At 45.5% G+C, this 24390-nt stretch carries 18 protein-coding genes; 9 read left to right on the top strand and 9 right to left on the bottom strand.

All coding sequences use genetic code 11. The features are described 5' to 3' along the window. Positions 1 to 9 precede the first annotated feature (9 nt). Positions 10 to 675: a hypothetical protein gene (locus tag E5Y90_RS09605; RefSeq protein ID WP_151205160.1), complete on the top strand. Its 666-nt coding sequence runs from the start codon at positions 10 to 12 to the stop codon at positions 673 to 675. A gap of 305 nt (positions 676 to 980) precedes the next feature. Further along, positions 981 to 1787 (top strand): SDR family oxidoreductase, encoded by an 807-nt coding sequence (locus E5Y90_RS09600; RefSeq protein ID WP_174660097.1) that lies wholly within the window; start codon positions 981 to 983, stop codon positions 1785 to 1787. Positions 1788 to 1938: 151 nt separating this feature from the next. Here E5Y90_RS09600 and metH read toward each other — a convergent pair whose 3' ends face one another. Then, positions 1939 to 5625: a methionine synthase gene (metH, locus tag E5Y90_RS09595; RefSeq protein ID WP_174660096.1), complete on the bottom strand. Its 3687-nt coding sequence runs from the start codon at positions 5623 to 5625 to the stop codon at positions 1939 to 1941. Positions 5626 to 6145: 520 nt separating this feature from the next. Between metH and E5Y90_RS09590 the strand changes: the two genes are divergently transcribed. Further along, on the top strand, positions 6146 to 7768 hold the full coding sequence (locus E5Y90_RS09590; protein ID WP_151205937.1) for an inorganic phosphate transporter: 1623 nt from the start codon (positions 6146 to 6148) through the stop codon (positions 7766 to 7768). A 392-nt stretch (positions 7769 to 8160) separates the two neighbouring features. Here E5Y90_RS09590 and E5Y90_RS09585 read toward each other — a convergent pair whose 3' ends face one another. Beyond that, positions 8161 to 9705, bottom strand: coding sequence for a hypothetical protein (locus E5Y90_RS09585; protein ID WP_174660095.1), 1545 nt, complete (start codon positions 9703 to 9705; stop codon positions 8161 to 8163). A gap of 368 nt (positions 9706 to 10073) precedes the next feature. Continuing rightward, the gene (locus tag E5Y90_RS09580) at positions 10074 to 10691 is read right to left on the bottom strand and encodes a rhomboid family intramembrane serine protease (RefSeq protein ID WP_151204876.1); all 618 of its coding nucleotides are present in this window, start codon (positions 10689 to 10691) and stop codon (positions 10074 to 10076) included. A gap of 159 nt (positions 10692 to 10850) precedes the next feature. Here E5Y90_RS09580 and nfuA point away from each other — a divergent pair, with 159 nt between their 5' ends. Then, a complete protein-coding gene (nfuA, locus tag E5Y90_RS09575) occupies positions 10851 to 11489 on the top strand; it encodes a Fe-S biogenesis protein NfuA (protein ID WP_151204875.1) in 639 nt (212 codons plus the stop codon). 120 nt (positions 11490 to 11609) lie between these two features. Here the strand turns inward: nfuA and E5Y90_RS09570 are convergent, their stop codons facing one another. Further along, positions 11610 to 12611 (bottom strand): hypothetical protein, encoded by a 1002-nt coding sequence (locus E5Y90_RS09570; protein ID WP_174660094.1) that lies wholly within the window; start codon positions 12609 to 12611, stop codon positions 11610 to 11612. 13 nt (positions 12612 to 12624) lie between these two features. Beyond that, on the bottom strand, positions 12625 to 13665 hold the full coding sequence (locus tag E5Y90_RS09565; protein WP_174660093.1) for an alpha/beta fold hydrolase: 1041 nt from the start codon (positions 13663 to 13665) through the stop codon (positions 12625 to 12627). Positions 13666 to 13978: 313 nt separating this feature from the next. Here E5Y90_RS09565 and E5Y90_RS09560 point away from each other — a divergent pair, with 313 nt between their 5' ends. Then, on the top strand, positions 13979 to 14593 hold the full coding sequence (locus E5Y90_RS09560; protein ID WP_151204872.1) for a carbonic anhydrase: 615 nt from the start codon (positions 13979 to 13981) through the stop codon (positions 14591 to 14593). A 130-nt stretch (positions 14594 to 14723) separates the two neighbouring features. On the opposite strand, the gene E5Y90_RS09555 is transcribed toward E5Y90_RS09560, so the two are convergent. After that, positions 14724 to 15353 (bottom strand): arylesterase, encoded by a 630-nt coding sequence (locus E5Y90_RS09555; protein WP_174660092.1) that lies wholly within the window; start codon positions 15351 to 15353, stop codon positions 14724 to 14726. Positions 15354 to 15364: 11 nt separating this feature from the next. Here E5Y90_RS09555 and E5Y90_RS09550 point away from each other — a divergent pair, with 11 nt between their 5' ends. Beyond that, positions 15365 to 16090: an ABC transporter ATP-binding protein gene (locus E5Y90_RS09550; protein WP_151205943.1), complete on the top strand. Its 726-nt coding sequence runs from the start codon at positions 15365 to 15367 to the stop codon at positions 16088 to 16090. A gap of 1 nt (position 16091) precedes the next feature. Further along, positions 16092 to 18587, top strand: a complete 2496-nt coding sequence (locus tag E5Y90_RS09545) for an ABC transporter permease (RefSeq protein WP_174660091.1) — start codon at positions 16092 to 16094, stop codon at positions 18585 to 18587. Between the two features lie 20 nt (positions 18588 to 18607). Here the strand turns inward: E5Y90_RS09545 and E5Y90_RS09540 are convergent, their stop codons facing one another. Next, positions 18608 to 19426, bottom strand: coding sequence for a rhomboid family intramembrane serine protease (locus E5Y90_RS09540; protein ID WP_174660090.1), 819 nt, complete (start codon positions 19424 to 19426; stop codon positions 18608 to 18610). Positions 19427 to 19504: 78 nt separating this feature from the next. Here E5Y90_RS09540 and mtgA point away from each other — a divergent pair, with 78 nt between their 5' ends. After that, a complete protein-coding gene (gene mtgA / locus E5Y90_RS09535; RefSeq protein ID WP_151204867.1) occupies positions 19505 to 20179 on the top strand; it encodes a monofunctional biosynthetic peptidoglycan transglycosylase in 675 nt (224 codons plus the stop codon). A gap of 111 nt (positions 20180 to 20290) precedes the next feature. Continuing rightward, on the top strand, positions 20291 to 22372 hold the full coding sequence (gene ppk1, locus E5Y90_RS09530) for a polyphosphate kinase 1 (protein WP_174660089.1): 2082 nt from the start codon (positions 20291 to 20293) through the stop codon (positions 22370 to 22372). A gap of 132 nt (positions 22373 to 22504) precedes the next feature. Here the strand turns inward: ppk1 and oxyR are convergent, their stop codons facing one another. Then, complete coding sequence (gene oxyR, locus E5Y90_RS09525) at positions 22505 to 23413, bottom strand: LysR family transcriptional regulator OxyR (protein WP_151205595.1); 909 nt, start codon at positions 23411 to 23413, stop codon at positions 22505 to 22507. 13 nt (positions 23414 to 23426) lie between these two features. After that, positions 23427 to 24365, bottom strand: coding sequence for an esterase EstB (gene estB, locus E5Y90_RS09520; RefSeq protein WP_151205948.1), 939 nt, complete (start codon positions 24363 to 24365; stop codon positions 23427 to 23429). Positions 24366 to 24390 lie beyond the last annotated feature (25 nt).

The following is a 24390-nucleotide window of genomic DNA, read 5'->3' as shown; positions in this document are numbered from 1 at the left end:
GAGACCCAGATGAGCTATAACATTTATCTACAACTTCAGCCTGAAACTCATCACCGTTTTAGAGAGCTTCATTCCCGGTTAAATGCTGGAGATCAGATTAGCCTGGCCAAACCTTTGGGAGAAAATCTGGCGGATATGGCCTGTGAAATTATCGAACAGGTTTTTGGGCAAGTCGCCCGTCTGTCCACTTCCCAGGATCATGAGTCAGAAAAGGTGATTCAGCAGATTCTCGATACCATTCATAAATATATGCCATGGTCTGTTTCATTTTTTGCCAATCAGCGGCTGCTGCCTTTGGTTAACTATTTGTATGACCTGACGCATGAAAATGAAGGGGATTATTTTATGCGTTATCCGGTTGAACCGCATCTGGTGACAGACTTGCTCAGCTATGCCTATGATATGAAAGCCGGCAATCAGCATGCTGTGTCACTGGCTTTAAAAGCTTTCATTGAAGTAGTGGATCAGGGTGTCACCCATTTGGTACGTCAGCCCAAAAGTATCCTGAAATTTAATGTGGTAGTTGATAAAACCCTGAATGGTGTGATTAATTTAACCACGCAGCTCGGTTATAAGCGTTTTGATAAACTGGGGAGCATCTATGATGTACATACCATGAGTCATTATTTCGAGCATTTTTTAGCATTTCTGGAAGATGAAGTGAGGGTTTGCTAACCCTTTATTTACGGTTGCGACGTGAGTGAGATATCTCGCAAGATTTTATAGCTGAGATGAGGCAAGAAGTTGCGTTGTTCTAAATGAATGACTCATCAAGATATAGCGGCAGAAAAATATACTCGTCCTCTTGTACTGTGAACAACGCGATGCTTGGTTCTTGCTCATGGAGTTAAAACTCTCGCAGATTTCGGTATGAAACTTGGTCTTACTTGATCTGCTCAAGCTGGTTTATAGCGCACTCCATTTAAAGGGCAGCAAACTCTAAATACACAGCGAATATTATCAAAGATAAGAGGGATTCAATGGCAAAGCTGGAAAATTTAAAAGACAAGGTCGTCTGGATTACCGGGGCATCCTCGGGGATTGGTAAAGCAATTGCACAGGAGTGTGCGATGCAGGGGGCACAGGTCATATTGACGGCACGCCGTTATGAAGAACTGGAAAAAGTCCGTATCAGTTTGCTTAATCCGGACCAGCATCTTGCTATTACTGCAGATATTACTGATGAAAGCCAGGTACGCCAAGCCTATGAACAGGTCCTGAGCGAAAAAGGCCGGATTGACTGGCTGATCAATAATGCCGGGCTGAGTCAACGTGCGCTGATCTTGGATACCAGCATGCAAACTGAGCGCGCCATTATGGAAGTGGATTATTTCTCACAGGTGTTTTTGACCAAAACCGTATTGCCGACTTTTTTACAGCAAAAATCTGGCCGGATTGTTTTTGTTTCCAGTGTAGCCGGCCTGCTGGGAACCCAATACCGTGCTTCTTATTCAGCGGCCAAAGCAGCGATTCATATGTGGGCTAACAGTTTACGTGCTGAAGTGGCGGAGGATGGTGTGGATGTTTCGGTGATTTTCCCGGGCTTTGTAAAAACCAATGTGTCGATTAATGCCCTGAATGGGGAAGGCAAAGCTCAGGGCTTTGATAATGAAGCGACGGCAAATGGCTTGGAGGCCGAGGAGTTTGCCCAAATAGCTGTCAAAGCCTTAATGAAGGGCGAGGAATATATTGTTGTCGGTGGTCGTAAAGAAGTGCTAGGAACCTGGATGTCGCGTTTATCGCCAGGCATGCTGTATAAAATGATCCGTAAAACCAAGGTCAAATAGGCGCTTGGTTCAAGCAATTCAATTGATATATGAAACACCTCCTTTAAAACAAGGAAGGATGATCAAATATAAAAAATCCCCCTCAAATGAGGGGGATTTTCTTTTCAAATCTCAATTGGTTTTTCTCCCTTGATGAAAGGGGCGAGGTGTATTAATTCACTGAATCATCCAAATTCGGCGCTAACCAGCGTTTTGCTTCATCCAGTGTCCAGTCCTTACGCTTCGCATAATCTTCCAGCTGATCGCCAGAGATTTTACCCACGTTAAAGTATTCAGTTTCAGGGTTGGCATAATAGAAACCGCTCACTGATGAAGGTGGCCACATTGCAAAACTTGTGGTTAAGTACGTACCAATCTTGTCGGTTGTACCTAACCAGTCAAACAATGGCGCTTTTTCAGAATGTTCAGGACAAGCCGGGTAGCCCGGTGCAGGGCGAATACCGACATACTTCTCTTTGATCAATTCATCATTGGTCAATTGCTCATCGGCTTGGTAGCCCCAGAACTCTTTACGAATACGCTGGTGCAAATGCTCGGCAAAGGCTTCAGCAAAACGGTCACCCAAGGCTTGAACCATAATGGCATTATAGTCATCGCCTTTGGCTTTATATTCCTGCGACAGCTCTTCCGCACCGAAGATCGACACGGTAAAGCCGCCCAAGTAATCCTGAGCCACATCTTTAGGGGCAATAAAGTCAGCCAGTGAATAGTTGGCTTTGCCGGTCACTTTGTCGGACTGCTGGCGTAGGTGTTCGAAAGTATGAGTGACCTTACCGGCTTCATCCATGACAGTAACCGTATCTGAACCGGTACGGTTCGCAGGGTAAAGACTGAAAGTCGCACGTGCATCGAAACGTTTGTTCTGGATGATGTCTTGCAGCATTTCCTGGGCTTGAGCATACAGGTCACGCGCGGCTTCACCGACAATTTCATCTTCCAGAATTTTCGGGAATTTGCCTGCCAGACTCCAAGAAATAAAGAATGGTGTCCAGTCAAAGTATTCCACCAAGGTTTCTAAAGGATAGTTAGTGAAAGTTTGTGAGCCAATGAAGTTTGGTTTTGCCGGGGCATTCTTGTTGAAGTCAATTTTAAAACCATTTTCAATAGAAGCCTGATAGGACAGTTTCGCCGCTTTCGGCTGTTTGTTGGCAAGACGGGTGCGGATTTTTTCATAATCCGCAGCATAGTCGGCCAGCAGTTGAGGCTTCATTTCCGCAGAAAGTAGTTGTGTCGCTACACCGACTGCACGTGAAGCATCAGCAGTATATAGCACACCATCATTTTGATATTGCGGAGCAATCTTCACCGCAGTATGGGCTTTAGAAGTGGTTGCACCACCAATCATTAATGGAATGTTAAAGCCTTTACGCTGCATTTCTTTGGCAACAAACACCATCTCATCCAATGATGGCGTGATCAGGCCCGACAAACCGATAATATCGACTTTTTCATCAATCGCGGTTTGTAGAATTTTCTCGCAAGGCACCATTACGCCCAGATCAACGATGTCATAACCGTTACAGCCGAGTACCACGCCCACGATATTTTTGCCGATGTCGTGTACGTCACCTTTAACGGTTGCCAGCAGAATTTTACCTTTGGCTTCGCCTTGAGTCTTTTCTGCTTCAATGAACGGGTTCAGCCATGCAACTGCCTGTTTCATCACACGTGCAGATTTTACCACCTGTGGCAAGAACATTTTACCGGCACCAAACAGGTCACCGACCACGTTCATACCCGCCATGAGTGGACCTTCGATCACATCCAGTGGACGTGCAGATTTTAAACGGGCTTCTTCAGTATCTTCATTGATATAGGTGGTAATACCTTTCACCAGCGCATATTCCAGACGTTTTTCTACGCTTTCATTACGCCATTCCAGGTTCTCTTCAGCTTTTTGCGCGCCGCCTTGACCACGGTATTTTTCAGCAATTGCCAGCAGTTTTTCGGTCGCATCCTGACCGCTTTCACCTTGATTGCGGTTCATCACCACATCTTCGACCGCTTCTTTCAGCTCGGCAGGAATATCATCATAAATCGCCAGCTGACCCGCGTTGACGATCCCCATGGTTAAGCCTTTCTGGATCGCGTGATACAGGAATACCGCGTGAATCGCTTCACGTACTGGTTCGTTACCACGGAAAGAGAAAGAGACGTTGGAGATACCGCCGGAAATCATCGCATTTGGCAGGTTCTGTTTAATCCAGCCAGTCGCTTCAATAAAGTCCACACCGTAGTTGTTGTGTTCTTCAATACCGGTCGCTACGGCAAAGACGTTCGGGTCAAAAATAATATCTTCAGACGGGAAGCCGACTTCATTGACCAGCACATCATATGAACGCTTACAGATTTCTTTTTTACGTTCAGCAGTATCAGCCTGACCATCTTCATCAAAGGCCATCACGATCACGGCAGCACCGTATTGACGACAGAGGCGGGCACGCTCAACAAACTCGTCATAGCCTTCTTTGAGGGAAATCGAGTTAACCACCGCTTTACCCTGTACACATTTCAGACCAGCTTCAATGATTTCCCATTTAGAGGAATCTAGCATAATCGGCACACGTGAAATATCCGGTTCAGAAGCAATCAGATTCAGGAAATGCACCATGGCACCCTGTGAATCCAGCATGCCTTCATCCATGTTGATGTCGATGATCTGTGCACCGGCGGCCACCTGTTGACGGGCCACGTCCAATGCTTCAGTAAAGTTTTCTTCTTTAATCAGACGCAGGAACTTTTTCGAGCCCGTGACGTTGGTACGTTCACCCACGTTCACAAATAATGAATCTTTGGTGATATTAAATGGCTCTAAACCACTTAAACGGCAAGCAGGTGCAATTTCTGGCAGCTGGCGCGGGCGAATGCCTTCAACCGCCTGGGCAATGGCGCGGATATGATCCGGCGTGGTACCACAGCAACCGCCAGTAATGTTAATCAAACCACTTTCAGCAAATTCTTTCAGGAATGCCGCAGTTTCTTCCGGGGTTTCATCATAGCCACCGAAAGCATTTGGCAGGCCGGCATTCGGATGCGCAGATACAAAGGTATCGGCTACGTCAGACACGGTTTTGACGTGTGGACGCATGGCATCTGCACCCAGTGCACAGTTAAAGCCAATCGAAAGCGGCTCTGCATGACGCATCGAGTTCCAGAAGGCTTCTGCTGTTTGACCGGTCAGGGTACGGCCTGAAGCATCGGTAATCGTGCCCGAAATCATGATTGGCAGATCATAGCCTTGTTCTTTAAAGACTTCTTTAACTGCAAAGATGGCAGCTTTGGCATTTAAGGTATCAAATACCGTTTCAATCAGGATGATGTCTACACCGCCTTCAATCAACGCCTTGGTTGATTCGATGTAATTCACTTTTAACTGATCAAAGGTAATGTTACGGAACGCAGGGTCATTTACATTTGGAGAAATAGAGGTGGTACGTGAGGTTGGCCCCAGTACACCGGCTACAAAACGTGGTTTCTCGGGCGTTGAATATTTGGCGCAGGCTTCTTTGGCCAGACGTGCCGCTTCACGGTTAATCTCCGGTACCAGCTCTTCCATGTGGTAATCCGACATGGAAACGCGCGTACCGTTAAAAGTGTTGGTTTCAATAATGTCAGCACCCGCTTCAAGATAGGCTTCATGAATACCTTGAATAATTTGCGGTTGGGTCAGCACTAAAAGGTCATTATTACCTTTGAGGTCATGTGCCCAATCTGCAAAACGCTCACCACGATAATCCGCTTCTTCCAGTTTGTGACGTTGGATCATGGTACCCATCGCACCATCGATAATGAGAATTTTCTTGGCAAGAAGTTCTTTTAGAGTGGTAAGTGTGGACATGCAGACTTTCTCAGCAGGAATCAAAAATGTGTGTAATCTTAGCAGATTAGTTATCCAATATCTGCTGCATGAACTTAAGAATGATGGATATGCGTGATATAAAAATTTGATAAGTCTATAGATGTGCAGCTATAGATAAGAGCAACAGGTGCGGGAAGCAGGCCAAACTCTTAAAGCTGGGGAGGATCAAGATCTAAAGAATAACCAACTACTTTTATTCATAATATTGTCATATTTCTTTGGCATGATGCAGCCATAAAAATTTTGTCATCATTCGGATCGCAACATATTTCACGCATGACAGCGTTTTATTGTATTGAAAGCAGGAAAGGGTAAAAAGAGCTGGAAGGAGCAAATAAATAATTTTTAATAAAAAATCAGCGGCAGTATTCAGATGAAATAATATGCGCTGGTCGGAATAAAGCTGAAAAATTTGCTTCATAAGCCGGCAAACTGTCATATAATTGTCACAATTTAACTGAACAATACGGGGATCATTGTATCCTCTATTCCTGCTTGCATGAATTCTAACCAAACTCCCATAGATTCAGCACAACAAGGGGCTTCTGTACAGAAGTCAACCAATGTTCATGTGCCCACACCGAAATTTTTTATGCCGGTGTTTTTGACTGTTATTATTTCCACGCTGATTTATATCGGCTTTCAATTGTCTGCAGATTTAGCGCATGTCCCTGCTTTAAGCCTCTATTCAGTGATTCTGCTGGCCACGGCCCTGTTTATTGCTTTGGGTTTCGAGTTCGTGAATGGTTTTCACGATACCGCGAATGCAGTAGCGACGGTGATTTATACCAATGCGCTCTCTGCACCTGTTGCAGTGATGTGGGCGGGTTTCTGTAACTTTCTCGGTGTGATGGTCGCAAGTGGCGCCGTAGCATACGGAATTATTGCTTTACTTCCAGTCGAACTGATTATGAATGTAGGAAGCGGCGCAGGTTTTGCGATGGTTTTTGCCATGCTGATCGCGGCGATTCTCTGGAATTTGGGCACCTGGTTTCTTGGTATTCCGGCTTCCAGTTCGCATACCCTGATCGGTTCGATTTTGGGGGTAGGCATCATGAACTATATTCTGAATTCGGGTGCAGGGGCTTCAGGTGTGGACATGGAGCAAGTCATGAAAGTGGGTAAGGCGCTGTTATTTTCGCCTTTAATCGGCTTTGCATTTGCAGCAATCCTGTTTCTGCTGGTGAAGAAAATCTTTAAGCGTCAACTGGAACTGTTCCAACCGCCTGAAGGCAACAAGCCACCACCACCGATGATTCGTGCCATTCTGATCTTTACCTGCACCGGCGTAAGCTTTGCGCATGGTTCAAATGATGGTCAAAAGGGTATGGGCTTGATCATGCTGATTTTGATTGGCTGTGTACCTTTGGCTTATTCACTGAATAAAAATCTTGATAGCCAGCATATCCAGTCTTTTGGTCAGTTATCTGCACAAACAGCTGATTTGATCTATCCAGAGCATGCCGATATTCCAGATGCACAAGCGCGTGATGTGATTACCAAGTATATTCAAACCAAGGAACTTACACCTGAAGTGGTGCCGGCGCTGGCGAGTTTGACAGACCATTTAGGTGAGAAAGTGGGTACTTATAGCAGCATTAAGGATGTACCAGAAGCACAGGTATCTGAATTCCGTAATGATATGTACTTAAGCACAACAGCATTCAAACGTCTGGATAAGGCGGAAGCTTTACCGGCTATGTCTGGTGCAGAGGAAAAAACAGTAGGAGCATATCGTGACAATCTGGACTCTTTCCTGCAATACATTCCGACCTGGGTGAAAGTGGCAACAGCCTTGGCTTTGGGGCTAGGAACGATGGTGGGTTGGAAGCGCATTGTCGTGACTGTGGGTGAGCGTATTGGTAAACAGCATATGACCTATGGTCAGGGGATGTCTGCCGAGCTTGTCGCGATGTCAACCATTGCTGCGGCAGATGGCTTGGGGATGCCAGTCTCGACTACACACGTTCTGAACTCTGCCGTTGCCGGTACGATGGTGGCGAACAAGTCTGGTTTGAATTTCCAGATGGTGAAAACAATTTTATCCGCCTGGATATTTACCCTGCCTGCAACAATCTGTTTATCAGGTGGTTTGTACTGGTTATTATTGAAAGTATTCTAAAAAGGTTTGATGTGAAAAACGCTGCTGGAGCAGCGTTTTTTTATGGGTGGGAGAAAATTTTCTAACCTTAAAATTGGTGATTTTTTTGCTGAAATAGAAGACCGTTTGTTATCCAATGGCTTGCAAAATTATAAGGGATGTTCCCTCTCCCTATGGGAGAGGGCTGGGGTGAGGTGAGGGTAATCAGAAGGCTAAAAGTACTTTCAATAGAAGGATTAATAGCTAATTTCAACTAAATGTAAAAAATGAGTATTTCTTAGCCTTACTTTTGAAAGATCAAAAGTAACAAAAATCTTTTGTTAGGCTGATGATATGTCCCTATATCACAGCCTAACGGCGACATCCATGTCGCCTGACCAATAAAATTGATTTCATCTTTATTTCAGAAAAAATTACTTCTTCAACTTACCCAACAATCCTTTCGGCAGTTTATCCGTTGCAAAACCATACAGCGCAGCAAAAGGCAATGCCGTGCGTGGCAGGTAAGCCACTCGCCATAAACCGCCATGATTGGCGCCGTGCATCATTAATTCTAAAGGATGATCAAGTTTTACTTCTGGATTGGCAACGGAGTCAGGATTGCGCAGGTCATGAATCCAGAGTGCGGCCATAATGGCATTGGTGGTTTCGGGGGAAAAAGCTTCTACATCAAACAGGCTGGCGCCGTTAAAAGCAGCTTTGAGCAACGGGTTTTTGGTCACCGAATAGGTTGTGGTAGAGGGGGCAATATTGATACTGACACGTTGACCCTGGGTACGTGCCAAGGTGGCGCGCCATTGCTGGATGCGTTTTGCTAAAGCATAGTTCGGACCTTGCTCTACCACCAGACAGTCCGCAATGCCATAGGCCTGACCCTGAGCCGAGTGAATCAGGTCTGTATTGTTCTTTTTAAAGAAATACTGGCCGGACAGGGTAGAAATACCTTTAGCAATCAAACCTTCGGCCTTGGAGCGCTGCTGGTATTTAAGCTGGGCCGCCTGAATCACATCTTGCGGTACAGCATACACATCCGTTGGGGTACACATATACATCAGACTGGTCTTGGTTTTTTGTTCACTGACGTATTTCATGATGGCATCCATTGCCATAGATACACGCACATGTTTTTCACCATCCAGATAGGCAATCGCAGCCAAATCCAGATCCTGCTCAAATCGTGTCAGCCATTGGGCAATTTCAGGAATCTGGGTTAATAAATTGGCACCGAGCTTTTCTTTCAGGATATGGTCTGCTGTATCGGTATTTAAAGCTTCACTTGAGGGTGCATACAGTGTGGCATTACCTTGACGGACGGTCTCAATAATCTTGCCCCAGACCCGAGTATTGGGCAGGTCGATGGCCACAATATTGGCTTTCCATCTGGACAGCCAGGTCAGTGGCCCGGCTTCAGAGGCAGCACCAAACAACACGGTGGTACGGTCCGAAAGATCAAACCATTCCGGATGAGCCACACAGGCACGCAGAGCCTGGGCATGGCTGGCTTCGACAATGCCTTGATCTTGCCAGGTTTGGATCTGCTCAAGTAAGGCGGGTCCATGCAACTTTTTGCCTTGATAGGGCACATACCATTCTGGTACTGCCGCTGACTGACCTATGATTTTGAAGGTATGCAGCGGAGCGGCGGCCAACGTCATGACCCGACTCAAAGCATACTTTTGACCATCACGGTAAAACTCAAAACTTTCATGCGCCTGTTTTAGCCCATGTTCTGCAATGCTAATAGCTGCTTCAGCATTTTTTAAACCATTTTCAACCAGACGTTTAAAATGAACAGGATACTGTTTGCGCCAGTTTTTTTCAGATTGTACTGCAGCTGCATGTTGCGGATTGACAGCAGAAAGTGCATGAGCCAGTAATTCACGTCCGACTTTGGAGGTACTTGGTTTTTGTTGTTGGGTATGGCGTGGAAATTGTAGACCGTCTAAAGATGTGGACATGCAAAATATCTCGTGGCTTAACATAATTAATATACAGATGTATACATTATCGCTGTGAACTTGCTGCTGAGGTTGGCAATAACTGCCATCCTATATGTCAAAATTATTACCAGATGTTTCAATTGAGGCCAGGTTGATAGACTCGGGCAAGTCAAGTAGTGACGTCGATCAGCTGAATCATTTTATTTAAATAGGTGAAGTGCTGAGCGCGGTGAAAGAGTGATCGCAATGAGTCATTTTGGAGACAGGTTGGGTTGTATAAAACGCTGCCCGAGGGAAGCAGGATTTTTAGCCATTTAGGTATTTGATTATTTATTTTGCTACCTAGGGATAGAAGTGTAGCGACTATCCCCAAGCTCAGGACCATGCTAGAAAGGCAGCTGCGACAGTTTATTCAGGAAGTGTGGAATGAGTCGAGGTTCGATCAGAATAGTAATAATCACTCCATAAGCTGCACCCCAAAGGTGGGCACTGTGGTTAATATTAGAGTTACCGCGCTTGCCGGACCAGATGCTGTAGGCCACGTATAGGACTGCAAAAATAATGGCGGGCACCGGGATAAAAAACACAAAGATCAATTTCCAAGGTTCAAATAGAATATAGGCAAACAGAACCGCAGACACTGCACCCGAAGCGCCTAAACTTGCCCAGCGTGGATTATTTTTATGGTGCAGGTAGCTGGGAATAATTGCAGCAATTAAACCGCCCAGATAGAACAGTACAAAGCCAAGGTCATAGAGATACTGGCGATAAAAACTTTCAATAATACTGCCAAAGAAAAACAGGGTAATCATATTGAACAGCAGGTGAGTGCCGTCTGCATGAATAAAACCATGTGAAATGAAACGGTCATATTCACCGCGTTGAATGGCAGGTGGCCAGAAGATCAGGCGGTTCATGACACGCTCTTTGGAAAAAGCAATAAAAGAAATAATGCAGGTAATCAGAATGAGGGTAACAGTATGATTAAAAGGTAAATGCAGCATAACAGGTCGTTCTCATTCTGAATAATAATGCTCAATCTTGCCATTAATCTGGTATTTAGAGAGCACTTTTATAATAATTCCGACAATTTTAGTTGAAATTTTATCTTTACCCCGCATCTTCAGTTAAAATAGTAACTTCAGCTTGAGGAAATGATTGTTATGTCGACTGAGAACAGCAGCACTGCAGTGGTTGAAGATATTCCGAATTTATTGATTACACCGTCTGCCCAAGAGTATTTAAAGGATTTGTTGGAAAAACAGAATACGCCAGGTATTGGTGTGCGCGTTTTTGTTGAAAATCCGGGTACACCGCGTGCTGAATGTTGTATGGCATATAGCGCCCCGGATGAAGTTGTTCCCACAGATTACAAGCAAGAATATCCAGATTTTCCTGCATTTATTGATTCGCCTTCAATTCCGTACCTGTTAGATGCGGTCATTGACTACAACAAAGACCGTTTTGGCGGCCAGTTGACCTTCCGTGCACCGAATTCAAAAGTGCCGCGCGTAGGCCCTGATGCTTCAATCGAAGAGCGTATTACTTACGTACTTCAGTCTGAAATTAACCCGGGTCTTGCAGGCCATGGCGGGAACTGTGCATTGGTCGAAGTGGTTGAAGATCCTGAGCATGGTTTAACTGCTGTACTTAAATTCGGTGGTGGTTGCCAAGGCTGTTCAGCTATTGATGTCACCCTGAAACAAGGGGTTGAAACCACCTTGAAACAGCATGTTCCTGAACTGATGCAGGTGGTTGACCAGACTGACCATAGTCAGGCAGAAGGCGCTTATTTCAAATAATATTTGAGTGAAAAAGCGAAAAAAATCCCTCGGTTAGCCGAGGGATTTTTTTATGCAATGACATGAGTTCTATTGGCAGGTTTTGGGCAATTGAATAAAAACTGCAAGCGGCTTTTCTATCTAGACATTCAAGATTTTTAAGGTTTCTTCGCGATAATAAAACTGTTCAAGATATTTACGGGCGCGTGTGCTCAGATGCTGCTGGGAAACCATCTGCTGGATAAGCGGAACGAGCAGTTCATTCAACTCATGCTGGATCAGGGCTTCATCAATATTCAGGTCACGCAATAACTGGTCAAAAGTATGGGTCTGATTACGGATGTACCAAGTATATACTCTATCATGAATCTGTTGCTGCATATATTCGGTTTGTCGTAAATGATCCCAGATTTCATGGGCCAAACCGACGGTATGGGGTAGATCCTGGGTTTCAATATAGTTTTTCAGTACCGACAGCGGCATTTCCTTAACCTTATGCCAGAGATTGGCCTGAAAATGGTACAGCTTTTCATCATCAAAATGCTGGTTCAGTACATGTTCACTCATCTGGCTGAGTTTCAGAATATTTTTTTGCAGATAACGGGCAACAGTATCATCTAAGCTGCTATCCGTGACGTTTTCCAGAACAGATTTGCCCATTTTCATGAAACGGGAAACGCCGGGAACACTTTTGGCAATCACGGAGTTATCCAGATAGTCCTGAATGGAGTGCTGAATCAATTGCGTAATCATGGCTGAAAATGCCGGATTATTGACCACGGTTTTGATCAGGCGCTGACGGTGTCCGCTTTTGCTGGACACATATTGCGCGATCTTATCAACGGTTAATACCGGAATAACATCGGCAATTTTAGTCTGGTCATTGGCTGGATGCACCAGTGCAAAACGAATATGTTCGGCAATCTGCTCGACCAGAAAAGTTGTGGCTGCTGTAGCTAAAATCTGTTTTTGCAGTAACTGGCTAATCAGTTCACAGCTCCACAACTCTTGTAAAGGGTGTTTACGGAACCAGAGATAGAACTCATGAAACTCGGTCTGAATGGTATCAGCCTGAGCAAATGTCTGCTCCAGAAAATCAAGCTGGGCATCGATCAATTGCTCAATCATGGGATGTTTCTGCATGGTATCTCTGAACTTAGTTTAAAGGGATGAGTTTATCAGCTAGAGGGTTTTTTAGGGTCTGTGTCTTGGCCAGAAAAGGCAAATAGCTCTGGGCAACCTGTTTTTCTGCTTCCAAAATCGGCATATGACCAACATTATTTAAAATGACCGGCGTTTCGGCACGTTTAAGCAAAGAATAAAGTTCTTTAACCACTTCAACATTGATAATCCGGTCCTGCTTCCCCCACAAGATAAGCGTCGGAGCTTCAACTGTCCGGGTCAGGCGTGCAAAGCTTTCCGGAGTATAAATCCGGTTGAGCATGACGACCTGATCAATGGATTTACTGGTCTGCTCAGAACGTGAAATCAGTAGTTTTTCCTGGGCATATTTTAATTGATAGGGCACAACAGGCGGATTTTGCATCAGCTGTTTGGATATACCTTCCAGATCTCCAGGTTTGGTGACAATCAGATCCTTTAAGGCATGTGGGTCTTTGGTATAAGGGGTATTGCTCAGTTTATAGATCCCGGCACTATTGACTAAAAAAAGGCTTTGGGTATCAAATGGATATTGTGCAGCATAGACGGTTGCTATAGAGCCGCCGAGAGAATGTCCAGCCACATGCAGATCCTGCTCAATGCCTAAGGTTTCAGCAAACAGGCGCAGTTGAGAGGTGACATTCGGTACTGAAACATCAAAGTTGGCAGGAACCTTGGTCTCGCCATTACTGGGCAGGTCAGGAATAATCACATGATAATAGGGGGTAAGAAACTGTGCGACACGATTCCAGTTATCCCGGGTTCCGGCCAGTCCGTGAATGAGTAAAATAGAAGGTTTATGTTTGGCCCCGCCTTCACTATAACTCCAGCTAATATCACCAATTTTAAGTGTTTTAGACTGAAGGCCTGCCTGATGGCGTTCCTGGATCAAATATTGCTGTAAGAGCTGTGTTGATTTTTCAGCCTTGGTTCCGGTAAATAAATTTTGTGCATAACTGAGTCCAGGTAAAGTCAGACTCAGGCTGAGTAAAGCCGAACAAAACATATTTGAGCGCAACTTTATTATTTTCGTCATTGCTACTTTCCTCAAATTAAATGATCGGGCAAATCGCCCCCCAAAAAATACTTCCATGTTCTAAATTTAAAAAGTATGGATGAATCTATCCTTATCTTTGGTTTATTTTAAAGGATTATTGGCTATTGTTCATCTATGAATTTTTTGTTTAAGACAATAAATATGAGGTGAAATGTGACCAGATTTGCATAAATGGTCAGCCAGAGCTGAAACAATTCAACTGCAAAAAAATTAAACAGCTAATTTTTTTTGCAAGTGACTTTCAAAAAATCTAGCAGTAAGATATTCCAACTCAATACAGTGGTGGTAAAAAATGCTCACAGCTCAGGAAGCGCTAGAACGTCTTAAACAGGGTAATCAACGTTTTGTTACGGGCGATACCTCTCATCCAAGGCAATTGAGCCATCAACAGCGAGCAGAAATGGCAGAGGATCAAAACCCTTTTGCGATTGTCTTGGGGTGTTCGGATTCACGTGTCCCTGCGGAAATGGTATTTGATCAAGGCCTGGGGGATCTGTTTGTCATTCGTGTAGCAGGCAATGTCGTAGCACCCTCCCAGGTTGGGAGCGTAGAGTTTGCCGCGGAGCGTTATGACTGTGCGGTGGTAGTGGTATTAGGTCATAATCATTGTGGCGCTATTCAGGCCACGATTGATACCTTGACCTGCCCAGATTGTCCACCATCCAATAATCTGATGTCGATTGTAAACCGGGTACGTCCATCCGTTGAAACACTGCTGCAAACTGAACTCAAAGATGATCTGGCTAAACTATCCAAGCATGCAGTACGATCCAATGTCTTTGCCTCAGTGAACCAGTTGCGTCATGGCTCGGCCGTAATAGAAGGTCTGATTGCCAAAGGCAAGTTAAAAGTGGTGGGAGCAGAATACTCACTGGAAACCGGAGAAGTTGTTTTTTTTGATTTCTAAGAGTTAAAGATCAGTTTTTAAGTCTTCCGAACTCTCCTTTAAAAAAGGAGAGTTTTTTTGTTGAACTAACTTTAATTTACAAGAGTTTTTTCTCGTCAGGAAGGCGGGGAAATGCTTTCAAACATGCATTTTACAACGCGCTTTGAATATAGGGATAGGCATTGTTCAAGAGAATCGTTTGTGCTTTGGCATTCGGATGAATCTGATCCTGCTGCATCAGACTTTTATGGCCGGCCACACCCTGCATAAAGAAAGGCAATAATTTGACCTTATATTGCTGGCTTATCACTTTATAATTATTTTCAAATGCCTTGCCATACGCCTGACCATAATTCGGTGGCATTTTCATGCCAAATACAATCACTTTGGCCTGGGCTTTTTGGCTTTGCTGCACCAGATTGGCCAGATTTTTCTGGATCATTTGCGGTGGCTGCCCGCGCAAGCCATCATTACCACCCAGTTCAATTACGACAATATCCGGACGATGAGTCTGTAACAGTTTAGGCAGTCTTGCCACTGCACCACTGGTGGTTTCGCCACTCATACTTGCATTGACCACTTTGTGCTGTTTCGGATAGTGTTGGTCTAAGCGTTTTTGCAATAAATTTACCCAACCTTGCTGTGGTTGAATACCATAACCTGCACTTAGACTGTCACCCACAATCATAATGGTCTTTGCCGACACGCCGAAAGGAATCAGGCATATACTCCACAGGATCAGGCAAGGCAATACACGGGTTTTCTGAACTCGATCTTTCATATAGGACACGTATGATTCAAAGCAGTTACGATTCGACCATCATGCCACAAGCAATTATTTCTGCCCAGAAGCTGACACAAAAGATACAGCTTTCACAAAAACAGCTGACGATTTTTGAGGATCTTTCACTAGACATACAGGCTGGGGAACAGGTGGCGATTACTGGTCGTTCGGGTTCGGGGAAGTCGACTTTACTGGGAGTTTTAGCGACTTTGGATCAGGCCAGTTCTGGTCAGCTGATGGTATGTGGCGAACAGGTGTCGAATTTAAGTGAAGAGCAACGTGCTGTAGTCCGCTTAAAAAATATCGGTTTTGTATTTCAGTCCTTTCAGTTGCTGCCACATTTGACAGCTTTAGAGAATGTCATGTTACCGTTGCGTTTGCAGCCGGGTTTTAAATATAGCGAGGCAGAGCAGAAGGCACTGCTGCTGCTGAAAAAAGTTGGTCTGGACCGGCAGGCCCAGCAAACGCCAAAAGTCTTATCGGGGGGAGAGCAGCAACGGGTAGCAATTGCCCGGGCATTGGTCAGTGCACCTAAAATCATTTTTGCAGATGAACCTACAGGCAACCTGGATGGTGAAACGGCGCATGAGATCGAGCAATTACTGTTTCAGCTCAACCGTGAACTGGGCACCACGCTGGTTCTGGTGACCCATGATCCAAAACTGGCCCAACAATGTCAGCGGCATTTTGAGCTGCTGGATGGTCAGCTCGTTGAACATGCCAGCGGAGGATGATATGCAGCAGCTATTTCGTCCCTTACTCACACAAAGTTTTAAAAGCACGGGTATTTATCTGCTGATTATTGCCCTGACCTTGGCCATTAGTGCCACGACTGCGCTGAAGTTCAGTAATGAACAGATTCAAAATGCGGTCGCTTTGCAGGCCGCGGAGATGCTGGCAGCTGATCTGGTGCTGTCAGATAATGAACCTTTGGCAGAAGAATGGCGTGATCAGGCCAGACAGCTGGATTTACAGCAGTCTGAGGTAACCTTCTTTAATACCATGGCTTTTACCGATGAACAGTTTGTCATGGTCAATGTCAAGGCGGTTGATCAAGCCTTTCCGCTGCGTGGTCAATTGCAGACCCAACCTGCAAAAACAACCATTCAACCCGGTGAAATCTGGCTCAGTCCTCGAGCGATGGATCTGCTCAATGTAAGGTTGGGAGATGAGCTGAATATTGCTGATGCAAAATTTAAGTTCACCGCTCAAATTGCAAAAGACTCCAATCAGGAGCTTGGTTTTTCCGGATTTTCGCCTACTGTCATCATCTCTCAGGCAGATGTTGCACGAACTCAGGCCATTCAGGTGGGCAGCCGGATTGACTACCGTTTGCTGCTGGCTGGTAATCCTGAACAGACGCAAGAATATGAAGCTTGGTTCAAACAGCAGATAAAATCTAAAAAAGAGAAGAGGGATGCACCAGTCGCCGAAGTAGACGGGCAGGAGTTTGAGGAGCAGGGTAGTCTAAAATTACGTAATGCCAGCGAGGGCAATACCCGTTTAATGCGTCCGATTGCCAATCTGGATACCTTTTTGCAATTGGCCAATATCCTGACCATTTTATTATGCGGAATTGCGATTGCTTTAACCGCACAACGTTATGTACAGCAGAATCAGGATTATATCGCGCTGATGCGCTGTATAGGCGCGACCAAGCAGCAGATTCTGGCCGCTTATCTGGCCTTGCTTGGAGTCGTGCTACTGGTTGCCATGCTGATTGGGACGCTCATTGGGATCAGTCTGGGATATGGATTGTTACAGTTAATGTTGCAGCTGATTCCCAACCTGCAACTTGAGTTTTCTGTGGTGAAGATGTTGCTGGGTCCTTTACCCGTTGCCATGCTGACCAGTGCGATTGTCTTGCTGTGTTTTGTGATGCCGAGCCTGTTTCAGCTGTTAAATACGCCACCTATTCGGGTAATTCGCCAGCAGGAAAAGTCGGTCCAGTCCATGCTATGGATGTTACTATGCGGGACCTTGGGCCTGATTGTTTTTAGCGTGATTCTGACTGAAAATATTGTGCTCACCGCCTGGGTGATTGGGGCAATTGTCCTGTTGTGTGCTGTGCTGTATTTTACGGTCTGGAGCACGTTAAAACTGCTACGGAACCTGAAATTTAACCTGTCGGCTTATGTCCGTACGCCGTATCAGACTGCTTTGCAGATTACCGCACTGGCTCTCGGATTGAGTCTGATCAGTGTACTCACCGTACTGCGTACCGATCTGCTGGAACGCTGGCAGCAACAGTTGCCTGAAGGTACACCGAACCAGTTTGTGTATGGTTTGCCACCTTATGAGATGCCTGAGCTGAAAGCCCGGCTCGAACAGAATGGCTGGAACAGCACGCCACTTTATCCGAATATTCGCGGGCGCCTGGTGGCAAAAAATGACCAGCCTTTTAACGCTGAACTGATTAAGCAAAGCAATACTTTAAGACGCGAACTGAATCTGACCCAGTCAGACCGTTATCCTCAGGATAATGTCATTGTTCAGGGCGAAACGGTATTAAAACAGCCGGGCGAAGTGTCGGTCGAAGCCCAGACTGCCAAGGAACTGGGCATCAAGCTCGGCGACAAACTAAGCTTTAGTCTGCCTGAGGGGAGGCTGGAAGCGGAAGTGGTGAATCTGAGAACCGTGGAGTGGGAAAGCTTTAGTCCGAACTTCTTCTTTATTTTTGCACCCCAGAGCATGGATGCCAATGCCGGCAGTTATCTGGGCAGTTTTTATGTGCCTGAAACAGACAAAGATCAACTGGTTTCTATTATCCAGCGTTTTTCCAATACGGTTTTTATTGATGTCAGTCTGATTCTGGAAGAAATCAAACGCATAGTAAATGTTCTGGTGCAGATCATTACTATTCTGGCGATGCTGGTCAGTGTGTCCGGCTTTCTGGTATTGATGGCCTGTCTGAATCTGCTCATGGATGAGCGCAAACGAGAGGTGGCTTTAATGCGTTCTTTTGGCAGTTCCAAACGCAAACTAAAAAACCTGATGAGTCTGGAGGTTGGCTTTATCGGCCTGTTTGCTGGCGTGGTGGCATGTTTGTTTGCCGAAGTCATCAGTGCCATTGCCAGTTATAAAATGGATCTCCTGATTCAGCCACACTGGGAAATCTGGCTGATTTTACCGGTCTTGATGACACTGCTTTGTGCGCTGGTGGGGCGTTATCGACTCAGTTATCTGTCCGATATTCCCCCCTTGCAAAGCCTGCGCGAGATGAATCAGTAAGATTCATCTTCTTTGTGGCTTTAAATGTGCAGCTGCTGTTGCATCAGGCGGAGAATGTCCTGCCAGAAAGGACGGATTGGCTCCAGCAAGGCCAGATTATGTTGATAGAGCAGGCCACACGCGACCACCCCCAGAATCAGGGCAATGAGTTGCATCAGTTTGCCCCATTGCAGTCGTTGTAGCAGATACCAGAGCAGGGTCAGGCAGGCCCCCATGATCATACCGCCGATATGGGCAGCATTATTAATCCCGCTGATCATAAATCCCATCACGAGGTTCAGGCCCATAACCATGATCAGGGTTTTCTTGTCCAGAATAAAGCGCTGTTGAGGCAGTATTGGCAATATGGACAAGACCGTCAGGGCTGCACCCAGCCCCATGACAGCTCCAGAAGCGCCAGCACTCACGCTGGGTAAAAGCTCAGGATTGGCCACCCCACCTTCAATTAAGGCATAAGTGTCCTGAATGTTCATGTAACCGCTAAATAGGCTGCCCATTAGGCCGGCACACAGATAAAGCCCAATAAAGTAAAAACGGCCAAACAGCTGTTCAGCCACGCTACCAAAAATATACAGTGCCCACATATTCAGCATGAGATGAATCAGGCCAAAATGGAAAAACATGCTGCTAAACAAGCGTATGGGTTCCGCCAGATAAGTTAAGGGAGCATAATCCGCTCCCCAGGAAATGGCATCTCTGGAGCTAGGCTGGCTAATATCCATGCCACTTAGTACCTGCCAGCCAAATAAGCCGACATTGATACCAATCAGGAGCGCAGTTATCCACCAGAGTTGTACTTCCGGTTTACGATAGGAGGTGGGTGGAGAGTATTTAGACATGCTATTTTTTTTGCGATGAGTGTATATTTCGCATAAGCTTAACACGAAAAATCAAATATTCAGGAGTAACGCACTGACATGAAAGCCTTTCTGATCCGCACGATTTTAATCATCGTCAGTGTGATTTTACTTATACAGTTGTGGATTTTTGCAAGTTTGGTCTGGTGGCGCACCAATCCGGTGAATACCACCATGATGATGCGGATTGATTACTGGACTGAGCCTTCCAAACCCATTCAGCACCAATGGCGGCCTTATGACGAAATTAGCCTGAACCTGAAGCGTGCCATTGTTACGGTAGAAGACGGGAAGTTTATTCATCATCATGGCTTTGACTGGGATGGTATCCAGACCGCATTAAACCGTAACAAGAATGAAGGCCGCGTGGTGGCAGGGGGGTCAACCATTTCCCAGCAATTGGCAAAAAATCTTTTTTTGATAAATAAGCGCTCCTTTGTACGCAAAGGTCAGGAAGCGATCGCTACCTGGATGATGGAACGCATGTGGTCCAAGGAGCGCATTCTGGAAGTCTATTTAAACTCAATCGAGTTTGGTGACAATATTTATGGGGTTGAAGCCGCGGCCAAACATTATTTTGGTAAAACGTCACAAAGCCTTAGCCGTGATCAGGCAGTTTTTCTGGCAGCGATTCTGACCAATCCAAAATATTTTCAGGACCATCGCCATTCATCGGCCCTGAAAGCACGCAAACGTATGATTCAACGCTATATGAATTATGCCGAATTACCTTAGGCCTGTAATTTGAAATAAAGCCTAATTTTTTTGGGCGTTTTTATCAAAATGACATCAAATTGAAGCATACTAAAGCAGATAAGCAAAATTTTAAAATAGCGTAGGTTTCATATGAATACGGCAGCCACAACCACTTCGGCACCGACTGAATATACATATAATGATCGTTACATTAATCGTGAATTGTCTATTCTGGACTTCCATTTACGTGTACTGGAACAGGCTGTCGATCCTTTACACCCCTTGCTCGAACGCATGAATTTCCTGCTGATTTTTTCGCGCAATCTGGATGAGTTTTTTGAAATTCGCGTTGCCGGAGTTATGGAGCAGCTTGATCTGGGTAATGAAAGTCGCAGCCCGGATGGTTTGACGCCCAAGCAGGTACTGGACCAGATTTCCAAGACGGCACATGCTGCAATTGAACGTCAATACCGTATTTTAAATGAAGAAATCTTACCAAAATTACGAGAAGAAGATATTTGTTTTCTGCGCCGTGGCGAGTTAACCCCGGCTCAATCAGCCTGGGTCAAAAAGTATTTTCAGGAGCAGGTTGCGCCTGTCCTGACCCCCATCAGTCTAGACCCGGCACATCCATTTCCTCGTCTGGTAAACAAGTCGCTGAACTTTATTGTTACGCTAGAAGGCAAAGATGCCTTTGGCCGTCAAATTGATCTGGCTGTGGTGCCTGCGCCACGTTCATTGCCGCGTGTCGTGCGTTTGCCAGATGAGCTGACAGATGGCAAGGAGCACCATGTCATGCTTTCCGCCATTATTCATGAGCATGTGTCCGATCTGTTCCCCGGTATGACCGCGACGGGATGTTATCAATTTCGCGTGACCCGTAACGCCGATCTGGCTTTAAATGAAGATGTGGAAGATTTGGCTAAAGCGCTGAAAGGCGAACTCAGCTCTCGCCGTTTTGGCCGTGCCGTACGTCTGGAAGTGACAGAAAATTGTCCGCAGCATATCTATCATTATTTGCTCAACGAATTTGATCTGGAAGAAGAGCAGCTGTATAAAGTGGCAGGGCCGGTCAATCTGGCGCGTCTGCTGTCGAATTTTAAACGTCCCCATTTACGTTATGATTCACATACTCCGATCATTCCCAAAGCACTGAGAAAATATGAAAATATTTTCAGTGCCATACAAAAGCAGGATATCTTGCTGCATCATCCCTTTGAATCTTTTGCCCCTGTCATTTCTTTGTTGCGTGAGGCCGCGCGTGATCCGAAAGTACTAGCCATCAAACAGACATTGTATCGTAGTGGTCCCGACTCTGAAATTGTCCAGGTGCTGGCAGAGGCTGCACGAAATGGCAAAGAAGTAACTGCGGTGATTGAGCTGCGTGCTCGCTTTGATGAAGAATCCAATATTGCTGTGGCCAATGTTTTACAGGAAGCCGGGGCCGTCGTGGTCTATGGAATTGTTGGCTATAAAACCCATGCCAAAATGATTCTGGTGGTGCGCCGGGAAAATAACAAACTGGTCCGTTATGTACATCTGGGAACTGGCAACTATCATGCGGGTAATGCGCGGATCTATACCGATTACGGTTTATTGACAACGGATAAAGAACTCTGTGAAGATGTACACCGCATTTTTCAGGAACTGACCGGTATGGGGAAAATGGCCAAGCTGAAAAAGCTGCTGCATGCACCATTTACCTTGCATGCCCAGTTAGTTAACTATATTGATAATGAAATTGCCCATGCCAAGGCAGGCAAGCCAGCGCAGATTATTGTCAAAGTCAATGCGCTTACCGAGATGCAGTTAATCAATAAGCTTTACGAAGCATCTCAGGCAGGGGTACAGATTGACCTGATTATCCGTTCAATTTGCAGCCTGCGTCCAGGCTTGGCAGGACTGTCAGAAAATATTCGGGTACGTTCGATTGTAGGCCGCTTCCTGGAGCATACGCGGGTTTATTATTTTGCTAATAATGGCAATGCACAAATTTATTGTTCAAGTGCCGACTGGATGGATCGTAACCTGTTTAACCGGGTAGAAGCCTGCTTCCCCGTTGAAGATGAAGCCTTAAAAAAACGGATTTATCAGCAAGGTTTACTGAACTATCTGAAAGATAACCAGCAAGCCTGGCTGTTACAAGGCGATGGCACCTGGATTCGCGCCCAGCCAGCCGAAGGAGAAAAGCTGCATAATGCCCAGCGTGAACTGCTGGAAATTTTTAAATAAAGTAGCGGATAAAAAGAGACTGTAAATACAGTCTCTTGTGTTTTTTATCAGAGATTCTGGTTTATTAAATCTTGTTGCAATAAAAAAGGAGCGATGTAAGCTCCTTTTTATGTACAGGTAGTGAATCTTGTTTTAGTCCGCCGGGTGCTGGGTAATTTTTTGCAAAATTTGTAATAGCATGTCGAACTCGCTTTGTAGCGGTGTACTTTTGCGAGTCACTAAGGCCAAGGTCCGGCTAGGGGCCGCCTGAATGGCTTTGACTTGTAACTCAGGATTGGCCTTGATCATACTGCTATATAGCGCGATTTCAGGCAGCAAGGTAAAACCAAGATTTGCAGAAACCATTTCGATTAGTGTCGGTAAAGAGCTGGCTTTTAAACGATGATCATTTTTACGTTCGCCGATTGGACAGGCACTGAGTGCATGATCACGTAAACAGTGACCTTCTTCAAGCAGCATCAGGCGTGACAGATCCAGATTTTCTAGCTTATCTGCCTGAGCCGAAGCTTGATCAGACTTATGGTGCACCAGATACAGATTTTCTTTATTAATCTCGGCTACTTTCAGGCCGCGTGTATCAAAAGGCAGTGCCAGTACCACCATGTCCAGATTGCCGTGTTCCAGTTTCTCTACAATCTTCTCACTTTGTGCTTCATGCAGATGCAGCTGGATTTTTGGCAACTGTTTATGAACTTCATCCAGTAATTGCGACAGAATAAACGGTGCAATGGTTGGAATGACACCGAGATGCAAATCGCCGGTAAGGGGCTCACTCATCTCACGACTTAAACGCATCAAGTCCTGGGCATCAGCCAATAGAACACGAGCACGTGCAACCACTTGCTCACCAAGAGGAGTTAAACGTACATTCTGACGGTCGCGCTCAACAAGTACGCCACCCAGTAAACGCTCGAGTTCCATAATGCCACCAGACAGGGTTGACTGGGTCACAAATGAACGGCGAGCAGCTTCTGTAAAATGCAGCGTCTCTGACAGTGTTACAAGGTATGACAGCTGTCTTAGGGATGGTAATGCAGCCATAGTGTCCTAATATTTATGATTTAAAATGATCAGCAAATAATTCGCTAAGATGTGGAATAAAATGAGGAGGGATATCATGCCCCATTCCTTCAATTAATTCAAATTTAGCCCCTGGAATTGCTTTGGCAACAGCCTTGCCATGACTAGGAGGTAGCAATCGATCACGAGCCCCATGAACCACCAGGGTATCCTGCTTGATTTGCTTGTCCAGTTGCAGCAATGAACCTGTACATAATATTGCTAAAAACTGTTGAAGTACACCCGCCGGATGGTAACTCCGTTTATACAACTTGCGGGCTGTCTGAATCGCTTCCACGTGATTGACATAACCCGGCGAACCGATCAGCTTAAACAGTTTCAGGCTATGATCTACGATGCCATCTTCATCTGTTGAGGCCGGTTTGTCAATTAAACTAAAGAGCTGCTTTGGAAAAGGAGGAGGCAATAGCGGCTGGTTATTGCTGGTAAACAGCAGGCCGAGTTTCTTGACCTGCTCCGGGTGGCGGGCTGCCAGAATCTGTGCAATCATGCCGCCCATGGAAGCGCCCAGCACATAGACCTGCCCAAGCTCCAGTTTATCGATCAGCAAGCTAACATCTTCAGTCATGTCATACAGGTTATAGGGTGCTCCCTGATTGCCCAGACCGAGCATAAAACGGCTCATCATTTTAAAGGTATTCAGGCGCGGGCCTTTATGATGGATCTTGGATGACAGACCAATATCGCGGTTGTCAAAACGAACGATATAATAGCCTTGATCAATCAGCGATTTACAGAAAAAATCAGGCCAGTACAGCATCTGTGCACCGAGTCCCATAATCAGCAAAATAGGGGGGTGATCCGGTTCTCCGCCTACTTCTACATGTAATTCAATACCATTACCAAGATCAACCTTGGTTTCACGCATAAAAGATGTATAAGGGGAGTGGTTAAACTGCAGCGCACTATGCATGATAAGCTTCCTAATTAAAGGACAT

The sequence above is a fragment of the Acinetobacter sp. 10FS3-1 genome, assembly GCF_013343215.1.
Taxonomy (GTDB): Bacteria; Pseudomonadota; Gammaproteobacteria; order Pseudomonadales; family Moraxellaceae; genus Acinetobacter; species Acinetobacter lwoffii_C.
The sequence above is the reverse complement of the archived record's forward strand: the minus strand, read 5'-3'. Positions and strand labels throughout refer to the sequence as shown.

Bases quoted from the DNA above. Each gene is read 5' to 3' on its own strand.
- E5Y90_RS09605 (WP_151205160.1), top strand. From the start codon at position 10: ATGAGCTATAACATTTATCTACAACTTCAGCCTGAAACTCATCACCGT.
- E5Y90_RS09600 (WP_174660097.1), top strand. From the start codon at position 981: ATGGCAAAGCTGGAAAATTTAAAAGACAAGGTCGTCTGGATTACCGGG.
- metH (WP_174660096.1), bottom strand. From the start codon at position 5,625: ATGTCCACACTTACCACTCTAAAAGAACTTCTTGCCAAGAAAATTCTC.
- E5Y90_RS09590 (WP_151205937.1), top strand. From the start codon at position 6,146: ATGAATTCTAACCAAACTCCCATAGATTCAGCACAACAAGGGGCTTCT.
- E5Y90_RS09585 (WP_174660095.1), bottom strand. From the start codon at position 9,705: ATGTCCACATCTTTAGACGGTCTACAATTTCCACGCCATACCCAACAA.
- E5Y90_RS09580 (WP_151204876.1), bottom strand. From the start codon at position 10,691: ATGCTGCATTTACCTTTTAATCATACTGTTACCCTCATTCTGATTACC.
- nfuA (WP_151204875.1), top strand. From the start codon at position 10,851: ATGTCGACTGAGAACAGCAGCACTGCAGTGGTTGAAGATATTCCGAAT.
- E5Y90_RS09570 (WP_174660094.1), bottom strand. From the start codon at position 12,611: ATGCAGAAACATCCCATGATTGAGCAATTGATCGATGCCCAGCTTGAT.
- E5Y90_RS09565 (WP_174660093.1), bottom strand. From the start codon at position 13,665: ATGACGAAAATAATAAAGTTGCGCTCAAATATGTTTTGTTCGGCTTTA.
- E5Y90_RS09560 (WP_151204872.1), top strand. From the start codon at position 13,979: ATGCTCACAGCTCAGGAAGCGCTAGAACGTCTTAAACAGGGTAATCAA.
- E5Y90_RS09555 (WP_174660092.1), bottom strand. From the start codon at position 15,353: ATGAAAGATCGAGTTCAGAAAACCCGTGTATTGCCTTGCCTGATCCTG.
- E5Y90_RS09550 (WP_151205943.1), top strand. From the start codon at position 15,365: ATGATTCAAAGCAGTTACGATTCGACCATCATGCCACAAGCAATTATT.
- E5Y90_RS09545 (WP_174660091.1), top strand. From the start codon at position 16,092: ATGCAGCAGCTATTTCGTCCCTTACTCACACAAAGTTTTAAAAGCACG.
- E5Y90_RS09540 (WP_174660090.1), bottom strand. From the start codon at position 19,426: ATGTCTAAATACTCTCCACCCACCTCCTATCGTAAACCGGAAGTACAA.
- mtgA (WP_151204867.1), top strand. From the start codon at position 19,505: ATGAAAGCCTTTCTGATCCGCACGATTTTAATCATCGTCAGTGTGATT.
- ppk1 (WP_174660089.1), top strand. From the start codon at position 20,291: ATGAATACGGCAGCCACAACCACTTCGGCACCGACTGAATATACATAT.
- oxyR (WP_151205595.1), bottom strand. From the start codon at position 23,413: ATGGCTGCATTACCATCCCTAAGACAGCTGTCATACCTTGTAACACTG.
- estB (WP_151205948.1), bottom strand. From the start codon at position 24,365: ATGCATAGTGCGCTGCAGTTTAACCACTCCCCTTATACATCTTTTATG.